Here is a 13,655-nt window from a genome sequence, read left to right on the forward strand (position 1 = left end):
TTTCCCCTCCCCCACCACGTGAGGACGCATGCCATGACCACTCAGGAAATACCGGCGGGCGGGGGGCCTGCTGCCGACGACAGCTCCGAACTCGAGAAGTTCGGCTACCGCCAGGAACTCGAGCGCTCGCTCGGGTCGTTCTCCAGCTTCGCCGCCGGGTTCAGCTACATCTCCATCCTCACCGGCGTGTTCCAGCTCTTCTTCTTCGGCTTCGGGTCGGGGGGCCCGGCGTTCATCTGGACGTGGCCGCTGGTCTTCCTCGGCCAGCTCGCCGTCGCGCTGTGCTTCGCCGAGCTCGCCGGGCAGTTCCCGCTCGCCGGCTCGGTGTACCAGTGGGCCAAGCAGATCGCGAAACCGGCGACGTCGTGGCTGGCCGGCTGGATCATGATCATCGGCGCGATCGTGACGGCGGCGGCGGTCGCCGTCGCCTACCAGATCATCCTGCCGCAGGTCTCGACCGCCTTCCAGATCGTCGGCAGCGACGCCGACGCCGGCCTGACGTCCACCCCCGGCGGCGCGCAGAACGCCATCATCCTGGCCCTGGTCCTGGTCGTGTTCGCCACGATCGTCAACATCATCGGCGTCAAGCTGATGGCGAAGATCAACAACTTCGGCGTCGCGGTGGAGCTGGGGGCGAGCATCCTGCTCGTGATCGCCTTGGCCATCCACATCCGACGCGGTCCCGGTCTCGTCTTCGACACCCACGGCACCGGTGAGGGTCACTCGTTCGGGTACCTCGGCGCGTTCCTGGTGGCGTCGCTGATGAGCGCGTACGTCTTCTACGGCTTCGACACCGCGGGTTCGCTGGCCGAGGAGACGACCCAGCCGCGGCGGCACGCGCCCCGCGCCATCCTGCGCGCCATCACGGCCGCGTTCATCGTCGGCGGCCTGATCATGCTGTTCGGCATGATGGCCGTCGGGAACCTCAACGCCGAAGAGCTGAGCACGTCCGGCATGCCGTACCTGCTGAAGAGCACCCTCGGCGAAGGCCTCGGTGACGCCTTCCTGATCTGCTCGGCGATCGCCATCACCGTCTGCTGCCTGGCCGTGCAGACCGCCGCCATCCGGATGACCTGGGCGATGGCCCGCGACGGCCGCCTGCCGTTCAGCCGCGCGATGGCGAAGGTGTCCCCGCGGTCCAAGACGCCGGTGCTCCCGGCGCTGCTCACCGGCGGCCTCACCGTCGTCGTGCTGCTGATCAACCTCGGCAACCAGCGGGCGTTCTTCATCCTCACCTCGACGGCGATCATCCTGTTCTACATCCCCTACCTGATGGTCACCGGCCCGATGCTGGTGCGCCGCCTGCGCGGGCACTGGCCGCGGCCGGAGCACGGGCCGTACTTCAAGCTCGGCCGATGGGGCACGCTGGTGAACCTGGTCGCGGTGCTCTACGGCGGCGCCATGACGATCAACCTGATCTGGCCGCGGGCCGAGGTCTACGGCTCCGACCACTGGTACTTCCAGTGGGGCGCGGTGATCGTCACCGGGCTGATCGTGATCATCGGTGCGATCATGCTCTACGTCCGGCGGCGCACCTGGGGCTCGGCCCACACCAGCCCCGAGCACATGCCCGACAACACCCCGGACACCTTGCCCGGCTAGGAGGCGCCATGAGTTCCGAAACCTACGACTTCGTCATCGTCGGCGGTGGCTCGGCGGGCTGCGCGCTGGCGAACCGGCTCTCGGCCGACCCGGCGAACAAGGTCCTCGTCCTGGAGGCGGGCCGGTCGGACCACAAGTGGGACGTCTTCATCCACATGCCGGCCGCGCTGACCTTCCCGATCGGGTCGAAGTTCTACGACTGGGGCTACCGCAGCGAACCCGAGCCGTACATGAACCGGCGTCGCATCTACCACGCGCGCGGCAAGGTGCTCGGCGGGTCGTCCAGCATCAACGGGATGATCTTCCAGCGCGGCAACCCGATGGACTACGAGCGCTGGGGCGCCGACCCCGGAATGTCCACATGGGACTACGCGCACTGCCTGCCGTACTTCAACCGCATGGAGAACTGCCTCGCCGACGCGCCCGACGGGCAGTGGCGCGGCCACGACGGTCCCCTGGAGCTGGAGCGCGGCCCGGCGTCGAACCCGTTGTTCCAGGCGTTCTTCGACGCCGCCGAGCAGGCGGGTTACCCGCGCACCGACGACGTCAACGGCTACAAGCAGGAAGGGTTCGCGGCGTTCGACCGGAACGTCCGGAAAGGACGGCGCTTGTCGGCCGCGGGTGCGTACCTGCACCCGGTGATGAACCGGCCCAACCTCACGGTGAAGACGCACGCGTTCGTGTCGCAGATCCTCTTCGACGGCACGCGCGCGGTCGGCGTCGAGTACGCGCAGGGCCGCGGCGTGCCGGGCGAGGTGTACGGCAAGGAGATCATCCTCTGCGGCGGCGCGATCAACACCCCGCAGCTGCTGCAGCTCTCCGGCGTCGGGAACGCCGCGGAGCTGGAGAAGCTCGGCATCGACGTCGTGAAGGACCTGCCGGGTGTCGGCGAGAACCTGCAGGATCACCTGGAGGTGTACATCCAGTACGCCTGCAAGCAGCCGGTGTCGATGCAGCCGTCGCTGGCGAAGTGGAAGCGGCCCTACATCGGTGCGCAGTGGCTGTTCCTGCGCTCCGGGCCGGCCGCCACCAACCACTTCGAGGGCGGCGGGTTCGTCCGGTCGAACGACGAGGTCAAGTACCCGAACCTGATGTTCCACTTCCTGCCGGTGGCCATCCGCTACGACGGCTCGGCCCCCACGGAAGGGCACGGCTACCAGGTGCACGTCGGCCCGATGTACGCCGACACCCGCGGCTCGGTGAAGATCAGGTCCACCGACCCGCGGGAGCACCCGGCGATCCGGTTCAACTACCTGTCGACGGAGACCGACCGGAAGGAATGGGTCGAGGCCGTGCAGGTGGCGCGGAAGATCCTCAACCAGAGCGCTTTGGACCCGTACAACGGCGGGGAGATCTCGCCGGGGCCGTCGGTGGAGACCGACGAAGAGATCCTCGACTGGGTGGCCAAGGACGCCGAGACGGCGTTGCACCCGTCGTGCACCGCCAAGATGGGTGTGGACGAGAAGTCCGTCGTCGACCCGCAGAGCATGCGGGTGCACGGCACCGAGGGCCTGCGCGTGGTCGACGCGTCGGTGATGCCCTACATCACCAACGGCAACATCTACGCGCCGGTGATGATGACCGCCGAGAAGGCGGCCGACCTGATCCTCGGCAACACCCCGCTGGCCCCGCTCAAGCTGCCGTTCTACCGGCACGGGGAGACGCCACTTTCCTAGGGAAAGTTCCGCGCCCGAGCCGTCACTTTCGTAGGGAAAGTGACGGCCCGGGCCTTCGGCGTGCCCGAAACACCGTTACCCGGCAACGAAAAACTACCCGGGCGTACCCCCTTGACGGGGGTGGGACCGACGCCCAGACTTGTTGCGTATCACAGTCGATGTTCCCTCATGCGCAACATTCGGAGGCGTCATGATTCGCGCGTGCACGGTGGACGAGCTGCCCCCCGGCGAGTCCGTCCGGATCCCCGGGCCGCCCGCCATCGCGGTGTTCCGCACCGAGGACGGCGAGCTGTACGCGATCGGCGACACGTGCACCCACCAGGACGCCTCCCTGGCCGACGGCTGGCTGGAAGGCTGCTTCGTCGAGTGTCCGCTGCACGCGGCCATGTTCGACCTGCGCACGGGCGCGCCGACCTGCCTGCCGGCGAAGGACCCGGTGCGCACGTACCGCGTGGTCGTCGAGGAAGGTGTCGTGTACGTCGAGGGCGTGGCCGACGAGGACGCCGCGTGAAGCGCATCGCGGTCGTCGGCGCTTCGCTCGCCGGGGTCCGCGCGGCGCAGGAGCTGCGCGCGCAGGGGTACGACGGCGGGATCGTGCTGATCGGCGACGAGCCGCACCTGCCCTACGACCGGCCGCCGCTGTCCAAGGGCTTCCTGGCCGGGACGGCGTCGCGGGAGTCCCTCGACCTGCTCGAAGCCGGCGACCTGGCGTCCCTGGCCCTGGACTTCCGGCTCGGCGTCCGGGCGACGGCGCTGGAGCCGGGCGACCGGCGCGTGCTGCTGTCGGACGGGACTTCGGTGCACGCGGACGGCGTCGTGATCGCCACCGGCGGCCGCGCGCGGACGCTGCCGGGCTTCGAGGGCGCTTTCGTGCTGCGGACACTCGACGACGCCGTGGCGTTGCGGGCGGCCTTGGTGCCCGGGGTGCGGGTGGCCATCGTCGGGGCCGGGTTCATCGGGGCGGAGGTGGCTTCGACCTGCCGTTCCCTGGGCCTCGACGTCGTCGTCCTGGAAGCGCTGGCCGCGCCGCTGGCCCCGGTGCTGGGGCCTTCGCTGGCCGCGGTGTGCGCCCGGCTGCACCTCGACCACGGCACGGATCTGCGGTGCGGCGTCCAGGTGGTGGGCTGTTCCCCGGCCGGCGTCTCGCTGGCGTCCGGTGCGGTCGTCCCGGCCGATGTGGTGGTGACGGGCGTCGGGATGACGCCGTCGACCGAGTGGCTCGCCGGTTCGGGGTTGAAGGTCGGCAACGGCGTCCACACCGACGACGGGCTCGTCACTTCGCTTCCTCAGGTGGTGGCGGTCGGGGACGTGGCCCGCTACGGCGGACGGCGGCACGAGCACTGGACGAACGCGTCCGAGCAGGCGCCGGTCGCGGTGGCCAACCTGCTGGCCGGCCACACCGCGCAGACGTACACGCCGAGCGGATACGTGTGGTCGGACCAGTATTCGGGGACGCTGCAGCTGGCCGGCCACCCCCGCCCGGACGACACGCTTTCGTTCGTCGACGGCGATCCTTCGGCGTCCTCGTTCGTGGCGACGTTCTCGCGCGACGGCGTGACGACCGGGGTGTTCGCGTTGAACAACGCCAAGCTGTTCACCCGCCTTCGCCGGCAGGCTCTGCGGCGCCCGGAGTTTCAACCGTCGGTTCAAGGATAAGCTTCAGGGGCATGGAACTGGATCTTGACGAGCTGCGGGCACTGGCGGGCTGGACCGCCGACTGCGCCGCCCGGGTGTTGCCGCTGATCCCGGACGACGCCCGCCCGGCGGCGGCCATCGCGGCCGCCCGCGAGTTCGCCGCGGGCGCACCCCGCACGAAAGCACTGCGCACGGCGGCCTGGGGCGCCCAGGCGGCGGCAACCGCGGCGCCGAACCCGGCCGCCGCGGCGGCCGCCCGGGCCGCGGTGGGCGCGGCGGGTGCCGCCTACCTCCACCCGCTGGAGTCGCCGCACCAGGTGAAGCACATAGTCGGCCCGGCCCAGCAGGCCGCGCTGGCCCGCGAGCTGGCGGGCGATTCGGCCGAGGCCGAGCTCGAGTGGGCCCTCACCCACGCCCCACCCGAAGTCCGCACCCTCCTGAACCGCTTCCCACCCGGCAAACCCGGCAAAACCCGCCTCGGCGCCCTCCACCGCCACCTCGAGTCCGCCCTCCGCACCGGCTCGTGAGTGGTAAGGAGGGTTCTAACCCTCTGTTGAGTTTCAGGAGTTGTCGGACAGTTGATGTCTCAGGACCTCACGGACACTGACCGGCCTGTCGGTGTCGTGATCGGGTGGGTTGTACCGATCATGCGGCGATGGGCAGAGCAGGGTTTGCGATGGATCCTGAGTTCGTCGCCGCGGTCGCTCGGGCCGCGGGCGGGGAGAAGATCAACGTCGCGGTGTTCTGCCGCGAGCACGGACTGTCCCGGGACACCTTCTACCGGTATGTGACCCGGTTCCGGGCCGAGGGCGCCGACGGGTTCACCCGCCGCAGCACCGCCCCGCACCATCACCCCACCGCGCTCGCGCTGGAGGTGGTCGAGGCGGTGCTGCGGGCCCGCAAGCAGCTGGCCGAGGCAGGCTTGGACAACGGGCCGATCTCGATCCGCTGGCGGCTGCAGGACGCCGGGTTCCACCCCCTGCCTTCCCGGGTGTCGATCTACCGGATCCTGCGCGAACGAGGCCAGATCGTGGCCCAGCCACGCAAACGCCCCAAGACCCGGCGGCGGTTCAGCTACGCCGACCCCAACGGCTGCTGGCAGATCGACGGCATGGAACACCACCTCGCCGACGGCACCACCGTCTGCATCATCCAGATCCTGGACGACCACTCCCGCCTCGACGTCGGCACCTACGCCGCAGCCGGTGAAACCACCGCCGGCACCTGGGCCGCCCTGCAACGAGCGTTCGCCGGCTACGGCCTGCCGGTCAGAATCCTGTCCGACAACGGCCTGGCCTTCACCGGCCGCCACCGCGGGTGGATGGTCGAACTGGAACGCCGGCTCGCCGCGCTCGGGGTCACCACCATCGCTGCCACCCCGCACCACCCCCAGACCTGCGGAAAGAACGAACGCGCCCACCAGACCCTGCAGAAATGGCTCGCCGCCCGCCCACCCGCCAGCACCCTCACCGAACTGCAGGACCTGCTCGATGAGTACCGACAGATCTACAACCACCGCCGCCACCAAAGCCTCAACGGCGACACACCCCAGCAGCGCTACGACGCCCGACCGAACGCCATCCCCACCACCGGCCCACACCGACCCAGCGGCGTGACCACCCGACCGGTCTCGACCACCGGCGTGATCGCGTTCTCCGGCTGCTCCATCGTCCTGGGACGCACCTGGGCCGGACGCACCGCCAGCGTCTACTGGCAAGGCGACCGCGTCACCGTCATGATCGGCGACACCGTCACCCGCCAGCTCACACTAGACCGCTCGGTACGCTACCAACGCCTCACCAACCACACACTGTCCGGAAAGTCCTGAGACACATCTGTCCGTGAGGTCCTGAGACAGCACAGAGGGTTCTAACCCTCCTTACCACTCACGACGACCTGCGCCGGGGCTAGAGGGAGAGGTCGTCGAGGTCGGACTCGAGGCGGGCTCGCCAGGTCCAGCGGCGTTCCGTCGTGTCCGCGCCCTCGCCCGGCGGCGGGCCCAGCGGCAGGGCCGGGTCGGCCACCCCGAACGTCACCCGGTACGCCAGGACCGACGCCGCCGTGCGGATCCAGGCGTCGCCCGAGGTGCCGGGGGGTGGGGCCACCCCGAGTGCGTGGCTGAACCAGGCCGGGAGCAGGGCGTTCGAGCCCAGAGCGTCCGTGATCCGGGTCCGCAGCCGGACCTGCAGGTCGTGCCACGCGCGCTCGGCCCGCTCCAGCTGCGGGACCACCCGCGCCTCGACCGCGTCCGCCTCGCGCAGGGCCAGCCGGGCCTGGTCCGCCGTCGAGACGGCCGCCGGGATCTCCTCGTCCAGCAACGTCCGGCGCCGGGTCGACAACGCCCGCAACGACGACTCCGCGTCCCCGCGGGCGCGGGACCTCCGGTCGGTCGAGGCCAGGACGCGCACCACCTCGAGCAGGTCGGCATCGCACCGGGAAAGCGCCGACCGCACCGAATCCAGGTGCGCGATCTCGTCGGCGTACCGCGCGCGCTGCTCCTTGGTGACCAGCTCCTTGTGCAGGTCGTCCCAGCGCGCCGCCTCCGCCGCGAGCGCGCGCGTCTCCGCGCCGACGTCGTCGAGGTTCACCTGCGGGACGCCGTCGGACACGCGGACCGCGCGCTCCAAAGCCTGGACCTGCTGCTGCAGCCGGTCCAGCCGCCTGCCGAGCAGCTCGAGCCGGTCGTCCTGGCCCGGGCCGCCGCTGTCGAGCCGCTCGGTCAGGTCGGCGACCTCCTGACCCAGGCGATCTTCGGCCTCGCGCAGCCCGTCGACCGCCGCGAAGAGCTCGTCGAGGTCGCGGCGGGTCGGGTCGGCGGGCTCGAGATACTCCTGGGTGAACTCCGGGTCGTCGCCGTAGGTCGCGTAGCCGTGGCTCATGGGATCCGGCTTTCCCGCCACAGCAGGGCGATCGTGCCCGCGACACCCAGCACCGTCAGAACCGTGCAGACCACCGCCCCCGGCCACGGAACCAGGGCGAGGACCAGCACCAACGCCGTCACGCTGCCCGTCCACGCCGCCCGCCTCCGCTCGCGGATCACCGCGCCGGCCCGGCGGACGGGTGCGAAGCCGATCCACAACCCCGCGCCGAACAGCGGGACCAGAGCCGGCAGCCAGACCGGCGAAAGCACCTCGAACAGCACCAGCGCCGCGGCGACCAGCGGCACGAGCGCGGGCGCGGCCGCGAACCAGACGACCGCGCGCTGCGTCGCCGCGTGCCGGGACTCGAGCTCGGCGTCGGCCAGCCGCCGCCGGGCCTCGTCGAACGCCACCTCCGCGTCGAGCAGCCGGTGGGCCGTCGCCACGAGCTCGTCCATCGCCTCGACGTCCCCGGGCGGGGTCGCGAGCCCGTCCCGCAGGTTCTGCTTGAGCCGGGCGACGCGCCCCTCCGCGAGGTCGCGGTCGTGCTGGGCCGGTGTCGTCACGCGACCACTTTAGGTGCCACCAGCGTCACCACCCGGCCAACGCGGCCGGTGAGTCGTGAGCCGTCAGAGGTCCCCGAGGGCGGTGACCGGTGACTCCACGCAGTCGGCGACGAACCGCAGGAACCCGCCCGCCGTGCCGCCGTCGCAGACGCGGTGGTCGAAGGCCAGCGTCAGCTCGCAGATCTTCCGGGCCACCAGCGCGCCGTCGACCACCCACGGCCGGTCGATGATCCGGCCGATGCCGAGGATGGCCGCCTCGGGGTGGTTGATGATCGCGGCCGAGCCGTCGACGCCGAAGACGCCGTAGTTGTTGACCGTGAAGGTGCCGCCGGTGAGGTCCGCGGGCGCGAGCTTGCCTTCCCGCGCGGTGCGGGCGCGGTCGCCGATCGCCGCCGACAGCTCGCGGGTGGACAGCGCTCCCGCGTCCCGCACGACCGGCACCACCAGCCCGCGGTCGGTCTGCGCGGCGAACCCGAGGTGGATTTCGTCGAGCAGCACGATCTCGTCGCCTTCGACGCGCGAGTTCAGCTCGGGGAACTTGCGCAGCCCCGCGACGGCGAACCGCGCGATCAGGCCGAGCAGGCTCACCGGCTGGTCCGTCTTGGCGTTCAGCGCGGCTCGCGCGGCGACCAGCCCGGTCGCGTCGACGTCCACCCAGACCGTGGCCTCGGGGATCTCCCGCCGGGACGTCGTCAGCTTGTCGGCGACGGCCTTGCGCACGCCGGTCAGCGGGATGCGCTTGCCCTTCGCGGCGGGCTTCTTCAGCGCCGCTTCGACGTCGGCGCGGCGGATGATGCCGTCCGGCCCGCTCGGGGTCAGCTTCGCGAGGTCGATCCCGTTGTCCGCCGCCAGTTTCCGGACGAACGGCGAGATCACGCCGGGCTGCCGCGGGCGCGTGGGCGCGGCGACGTTCACCGGCCGCCGGGCTCGCTTGCGCCTTGTCGTGGGCGCGGTCCCGTAGCCGATGAGGACGTTGCCGCTACCCGAAGAGGTCGTGACACCGGGTTCGGAAAACCCGCCGACGCTCAGCAGCGGCGCCCCGACCGGCAGCAGCTGCCCGGGCTCGCCGTGCAGCGCGGACACCACGCCGGCGAACGGCACCGGCACCTCGACCGCCGCCTTCGCCGTCTCGACCTCGACGACGACCTGGTCGACGTCGACGGTGTCGCCGACCTTGACCCGCCAGTCCACGATCGCCGCCTCGGTGAGGCCTTCGCCGAGGTCCGGCAGCAGGAAGTCAGGCACCGGCCACCACCGGCGTGTCGTCCCACTGCAGGCGCGCGATCGTGTCGAGGATCCGGTCGACGTCCGGCAGCATGTGCCGCTCGAGCTTCGGCGCCGGGTACGGGATGTCGAGCCCGGTGACCCGCAGGACGGGCGCGTGCAGCTGGTGGAAGCACTGCTCGGTGACGCGCGCGACGACCTCGGCGCCGTACCCGCCGAACCCGGCGGCCTCGTGCACGACGACGGCGCGCCCGGTGCGGCGGACCGAAGCCGTGACGGTCTCGTCGTCGAACGGCGACAGCGAGCGCAGGTCGACGACCTCGACGTCCCAGCCCTCGGCCTTCGCGGCTTCGGCGGTTTCCAGTGCGGTGGCGACCATCGGGCCGTACGCGATGAGCGTGACGTCCTTGCCGTGCCGGCGGACCAGGGCCTGGTCCATGCCGGGCCCGCTGCGGGTGAAGGTGACCTCTTCACTCGACCAGTAGCGGCACTTCGGCTCGAGGAAGACCACCGGGTCCGGCGACTCGATGGCGTCGCGAAGGAGGTCGTAGGCGTCCTGCGCGGTACCCGGCGTGACGACGCGCAGGCCCGGCGTGTGCGTGTAGTAGGCCTCGCTGGAGTCGCAGTGGTGCTCGACGCCGCCGATTCCGCCGGCGTAGGGCACGCGGATGACCATCGGCATTTCCAGCGCGCCCCGGGTGCGGTTGCGCAGCTTCGCCACGTGGGAGGTGATCTGCTCGAACGCGGGGTAGGCGAAGGCGTCGAACTGCATCTCGACCACCGGCCGGAACCCGCCCATGGCCATCCCGACGGCGAACCCGACGATGCCGGATTCGGCGAGCGGCGTGTCGAAGCAGCGGTCCTCGCCGAAGTCGGCGGTGATGCCGTCGGTGACCCGGAAGACACCGCCGAGCGTGCCGACGTCCTCGCCGAAGACGAGGACGCGGTCGTCGTCCTTGAGGGCGTCCCGCAGGGCCGCGTTGAGGGCCTGCGCCATCGTGGTCGTCATCAGGCCTCCAGTTCGGCTTCGAGGGTGGCGCGCTGGGCTTCGAGCTGGCGGGTCGGTGCCGCGTAGACGTGGTCGAACAGCGACAGCGGGTCGAGCTCGGGCTCGGCGTTCAGCGTGTCGCGGACGGACTGGGCGAACACCTCGGCGTCGGCCGCGAACCGCTCGATTTCTTCGCTGGTCAGGCTTTCGCGGCTCTTGAGGTAAGTCTCGAGCCGCTTGAGCGGGTCGGCTTCGCGCCACTTCGCGACTTCTTCGGCGTCGCGGTAGCGGGTGGCGTCGTCGGCGTTGGTGTGGGCGTCGATGCGGTAGGTGTGGGCCTCGACGAGCACCGGGCCCCGGCCTTCGCGCGCGTGCTTCACCGCGTCGTCGAGGACGGCCAGGACGGCGACGGCGTCGTTGCCGTCGACCTGCTCCGAGCGCATGCCGTAGCCGACGCCCTTGTACGCCAGCGCTTCGGCGGCGCTCTGCTTTTCGAAGGGCACCGAGATGGCGAAGCGGTTGTTCTGCACGAAGAACACGACGGGCGCCTTGAAGACGGCGGCGAAGTTGAGCGCTTCGTGGAAGTCGCCTTCGCTGGTGGCGCCGTCGCCGATGAGCGCGAGCGCGACGGCGTCTTCGCCGCGACGCTGCATCGCGTGCGCCAGCCCGGCGGCGTGCAGAGTCTGCGTCGCGAGCGGAGTGCACTGAGGCGCGACGCGCGTCTCGACGGGGTTGTAGCCGCAGTGCGCGTCGCCGCGAAGGAGCGTCAGGACTTCGCCGGGCTTCAGACCGCGGGCGACGAGGGCGACGGAGTCGCGGTAGGTCGGGAAGAGCCAGTCGCGCTCTTCGAGCGCCAGCGCGGCGACGACCTGGCAGGCCTCCTGGCCGGCGCTGGAGGGGTAGACGGCGAGGCGGCCCTGCTTGGTGAGCGCGGTCGCCTGGACGTCGAACCGGCGGCCCAGGACCATCAGCCGGTAGGCCTCCTTGAGCCGGTCCCCGGCGGGTTCGCCGTACCCGCCGTTTCGGTCGGCACGACGCCCGTCCTCGGCGACGAACCGCACCGGGGCAGCGGACGGCAGGAGGGTTTCCGCAGCCATGACGCACACCACCTCTCCCAGACATATGATGCTGAAATGGTGGTTCTCGACGGTGTTGTGTTCAAGGGCTGGCGGAAATGAGCGACAAACGGCCTTCTGCAGCGGTTGTCGCTGACCAAACGTCCACGGGTGTCCTGGCTCACGGCGGTCTGGCGGGACGAACGGTCCCGGCCCTGGACGACGTGGACCGGGCGATGCTGGCGGAGCTGTCGGCGGACGGCCGTCTGGCGGTGCGCGCGTTGGCCGAGCGCCTGCACATTTCGCGGACGAACGCGTACGCACGGCTGGAGCGCCTGATGGCGGAGGGGGTGATCACGGGCTTTGGCGCGCGGATCGATCCGCGCCGGGCGGGCCTGGGCACGTCGGCGTACATCATGGTGACGGTGGAGCAGACGTCCTGGCGCACGATGGCCACGGACCTGCACGAGATCCCGTACGTCGACCACGTGACCCTGGTCGGCGGCGACTTCGACATCCTGCTGCTGGTCCGGACCCCGGACAACTCGACGTTGCGAGACGTGGTCCTGGAGCGGCTGCAGGCGCTGGAGGGGGTGCGGTCGACGCGGACGTGGCTGATCTTCGAGGAGCTGCCGGGCTCGGTGCTGAGCTGAGGGGATCAGTCGAGGTCTTCGTCCCCCGGCCGCGGCTTCCACTCCGGCGGGGCGTACAGGACGCCGCCGAGGACGCAGCCGGTGAACCGGACGTCCTCACTGAACGTCACGTCCTTGAAGTCGGTGTTCCCGCCGAACTCGACGTTGATGAACCACCCGTCCCTGGCGAAGACGACCTCGACGAACCGCGCGTCCCGGCCGAAGTCGACCCCGGGCAGGTAGGCCGCATCGGCGAATCTCGCGCGCGCAAACTCCGCGTTACCGCTGAAGGCGGCCTCGCTGAAGATCACCTTGCCCGTGAACTGGGCCTTCTCGAACCGCGCGTCGCCCAGGAACCGAGCCCGGCGGAACACGGTGGCACCGAAGAACGTGGCTTCGTCGAATCTCGCGTCGGCCCAGAACGTGACACCGTCGAACCTCGTACTGTCGGTGAACTCCGCTTCCGCGAACCAGGCCTCCCCCTCGAAGACCGCGTCGTCGAACCTCGTGCTGCCGCGAAACCGAGGTCGAGATCGAGGTCCGCCCAGAACCGCTCATGATCGCCGTCGGCCGGGGCCAGATGACCGGTGAGGATCTGCTGGGCGGTGATCCGCACCTCCCGTTCTTCCAGGCAGGCGCGCTGGTGCTCGCCGTCGGCCCGTGGCTCGTACGGCATGCGCAGGTAAGCGCTGATCACGTTGACGATGGTCTGCCGGTGGGCCGGATTGTCCTGCGCCAACCGCTCCAGCGCGTAGAGCCCGGCCAGCCGGACCGGCGCCTTCTCCGCGCCGAGTTGCCCGGCGGCCTTGAGGTAGAGGTCGCTGATCCGCCGTTCGGCCGCGTCGTGGCGGGCGTCTTCGTTGGCTTGCTCGCGCAAGAGCAGATCGTTGCGCTTCGTGGCCAGGTCGTGCTCCGCCGTCTGCTGCCGTCGGGCAGCCAGCAGCAAGGCGATGAACCCGCCCGCGCCGAGCACGATCGTGCCCACGGTCCGGACGCTCTCCAGCCGAGCCTTGTCCGCGTCGGTGCCTCGGCCGTACAGCGCCCGCAACACCCAGCACCCCGCCGCGGCCACCAGGACCAGGACAACCGCCGAAACGGCGATCGTCCGGTTCGACAGCAGCCGGTTCCCGCGCTGGACTTCCCCCACCCGTCCAGGATCGCAGCTCTGCCGCCGAGCCCGGGAAGTTCACCCGGTCGGCCCCGCTGACCAAGACCCCTGACCCGACGGGCAACACCCTTGCCCCGCAGTGCTCTTGACCTCCGGCGCCCAGCCCGTTAAGGGTGGCTCCGACACCGACCGACTCTTAGTTTATGTCGAGAATTAACAGGCCCTCCAAACAATCGAAACCCTTGACTGCCTCCCCGTCGCCCGGTGAGGATCGGCCGGTCCGCCGTTCATCGCAGAATGGACCAGACCCA

General features: G+C 70.6%; 13 protein-coding genes. 7 read left to right on the forward strand and 6 right to left on the reverse strand.

All coding sequences use genetic code 11. The annotated features are described in order from the left end of the window. Positions 1 to 33 precede the first annotated feature (33 nt). From ACFPLC_RS04000 to ACFPLC_RS04025, 6 genes are all read left to right on the forward strand, one after another. Complete coding sequence (locus ACFPLC_RS04000; RefSeq protein ID WP_378207302.1) at positions 34 to 1,602, forward strand: amino acid permease; 1,569 nt, start codon at positions 34 to 36, stop codon at positions 1,600 to 1,602. Positions 1,603 to 1,610: 8 nt separating this feature from the next. Then, positions 1,611 to 3,278 carry a choline dehydrogenase gene (gene betA / locus ACFPLC_RS04005; protein WP_378207299.1) on the forward strand — a complete coding sequence of 556 codons (1,668 nt, stop codon included), beginning with the start codon at positions 1,611 to 1,613 and terminating at the stop codon, positions 3,276 to 3,278. A 190-nt stretch (positions 3,279 to 3,468) separates the two neighbouring features. Beyond that, on the forward strand, positions 3,469 to 3,789 hold the full coding sequence (locus tag ACFPLC_RS04010) for a bifunctional 3-phenylpropionate/cinnamic acid dioxygenase ferredoxin subunit (protein WP_378207296.1): 321 nt from the start codon (positions 3,469 to 3,471) through the stop codon (positions 3,787 to 3,789). After that, complete coding sequence (locus ACFPLC_RS04015) at positions 3,786 to 4,934, forward strand: NAD(P)/FAD-dependent oxidoreductase (protein WP_378207293.1); 1,149 nt, start codon at positions 3,786 to 3,788, stop codon at positions 4,932 to 4,934. The genes ACFPLC_RS04010 and ACFPLC_RS04015 overlap by 4 nt, the downstream gene beginning before the upstream one ends. Positions 4,935 to 4,945: 11 nt before the next feature. Further along, on the forward strand, positions 4,946 to 5,440 hold the full coding sequence (locus ACFPLC_RS04020; RefSeq protein WP_378235695.1) for a putative immunity protein: 495 nt from the start codon (positions 4,946 to 4,948) through the stop codon (positions 5,438 to 5,440). A 149-nt stretch (positions 5,441 to 5,589) separates the two neighbouring features. Continuing rightward, entirely contained in the window at positions 5,590 to 6,741 is a 1,152-nt protein-coding gene (locus ACFPLC_RS04025; protein WP_378235696.1) for an IS481 family transposase, read from the forward strand. Between the two features lie 79 nt (positions 6,742 to 6,820). Here the strand turns inward: ACFPLC_RS04025 and ACFPLC_RS04030 are convergent, their stop codons facing one another. The 5 genes from ACFPLC_RS04030 to pdhA all read right to left on the reverse strand — a co-directional run bounded on the left by ACFPLC_RS04030 (position 6,821) and on the right by pdhA (position 11,646). After that, on the reverse strand, positions 6,821 to 7,792 hold the full coding sequence (locus ACFPLC_RS04030; RefSeq protein ID WP_378188523.1) for a hypothetical protein: 972 nt from the start codon (positions 7,790 to 7,792) through the stop codon (positions 6,821 to 6,823). Further along, complete coding sequence (locus tag ACFPLC_RS04035; protein WP_378188524.1) at positions 7,789 to 8,337, reverse strand: hypothetical protein; 549 nt, start codon at positions 8,335 to 8,337, stop codon at positions 7,789 to 7,791. The genes ACFPLC_RS04030 and ACFPLC_RS04035 overlap by 4 nt, the downstream gene beginning before the upstream one ends. A 63-nt stretch (positions 8,338 to 8,400) precedes the next feature. Beyond that, positions 8,401 to 9,582: a dihydrolipoamide acetyltransferase family protein gene (locus ACFPLC_RS04040; RefSeq protein WP_378188525.1), complete on the reverse strand. Its 1,182-nt coding sequence runs from the start codon at positions 9,580 to 9,582 to the stop codon at positions 8,401 to 8,403. Then, positions 9,575 to 10,570, reverse strand: coding sequence for an alpha-ketoacid dehydrogenase subunit beta (locus tag ACFPLC_RS04045; RefSeq protein ID WP_378188527.1), 996 nt, complete (start codon positions 10,568 to 10,570; stop codon positions 9,575 to 9,577). The genes ACFPLC_RS04040 and ACFPLC_RS04045 overlap by 8 nt, the downstream gene beginning before the upstream one ends. Then, positions 10,570 to 11,646, reverse strand: coding sequence for a pyruvate dehydrogenase (acetyl-transferring) E1 component subunit alpha (pdhA, locus tag ACFPLC_RS04050; protein WP_378188528.1), 1,077 nt, complete (start codon positions 11,644 to 11,646; stop codon positions 10,570 to 10,572). The genes ACFPLC_RS04045 and pdhA overlap by 1 nt, the downstream gene beginning before the upstream one ends. Positions 11,647 to 11,780: 134 nt before the next feature. On the opposite strand from pdhA, the gene ACFPLC_RS04055 reads away from it, so the two are divergent. Then, on the forward strand, positions 11,781 to 12,257 hold the full coding sequence (locus ACFPLC_RS04055; protein ID WP_378189051.1) for an Lrp/AsnC family transcriptional regulator: 477 nt from the start codon (positions 11,781 to 11,783) through the stop codon (positions 12,255 to 12,257). 5 nt (positions 12,258 to 12,262) lie between these two features. On the opposite strand, the gene ACFPLC_RS04060 is transcribed toward ACFPLC_RS04055, so the two are convergent. Then, positions 12,263 to 12,784: a pentapeptide repeat-containing protein gene (locus tag ACFPLC_RS04060; RefSeq protein WP_378189052.1), complete on the reverse strand. Its 522-nt coding sequence runs from the start codon at positions 12,782 to 12,784 to the stop codon at positions 12,263 to 12,265. Positions 12,785 to 13,655 lie beyond the last annotated feature (871 nt).

This window comes from Amycolatopsis plumensis (assembly GCF_042652605.1).
In the GTDB taxonomy this organism is placed as follows: Bacteria; Actinomycetota; Actinomycetes; order Mycobacteriales; family Pseudonocardiaceae; genus Amycolatopsis; species Amycolatopsis plumensis.

Bases quoted from the DNA above. Each gene is read 5' to 3' on its own strand.
- ACFPLC_RS04000 (WP_378207302.1), top strand. From the start codon at position 34: ATGACCACTCAGGAAATACCGGCGGGCGGGGGGCCTGCTGCCGACGAC.
- ACFPLC_RS04010 (WP_378207296.1), top strand. From the start codon at position 3,469: ATGATTCGCGCGTGCACGGTGGACGAGCTGCCCCCCGGCGAGTCCGTC.
- ACFPLC_RS04045 (WP_378188527.1), bottom strand. From the start codon at position 10,570: ATGACGACCACGATGGCGCAGGCCCTCAACGCGGCCCTGCGGGACGCC.
- ACFPLC_RS04020 (WP_378235695.1), top strand. From the start codon at position 4,946: ATGGAACTGGATCTTGACGAGCTGCGGGCACTGGCGGGCTGGACCGCC.
- ACFPLC_RS04030 (WP_378188523.1), bottom strand. From the start codon at position 7,792: ATGAGCCACGGCTACGCGACCTACGGCGACGACCCGGAGTTCACCCAG.
- betA (WP_378207299.1), top strand. From the start codon at position 1,611: ATGAGTTCCGAAACCTACGACTTCGTCATCGTCGGCGGTGGCTCGGCG.
- pdhA (WP_378188528.1), bottom strand. From the start codon at position 11,646: ATGGCTGCGGAAACCCTCCTGCCGTCCGCTGCCCCGGTGCGGTTCGTC.
- ACFPLC_RS04025 (WP_378235696.1), top strand. From the start codon at position 5,590: ATGGATCCTGAGTTCGTCGCCGCGGTCGCTCGGGCCGCGGGCGGGGAG.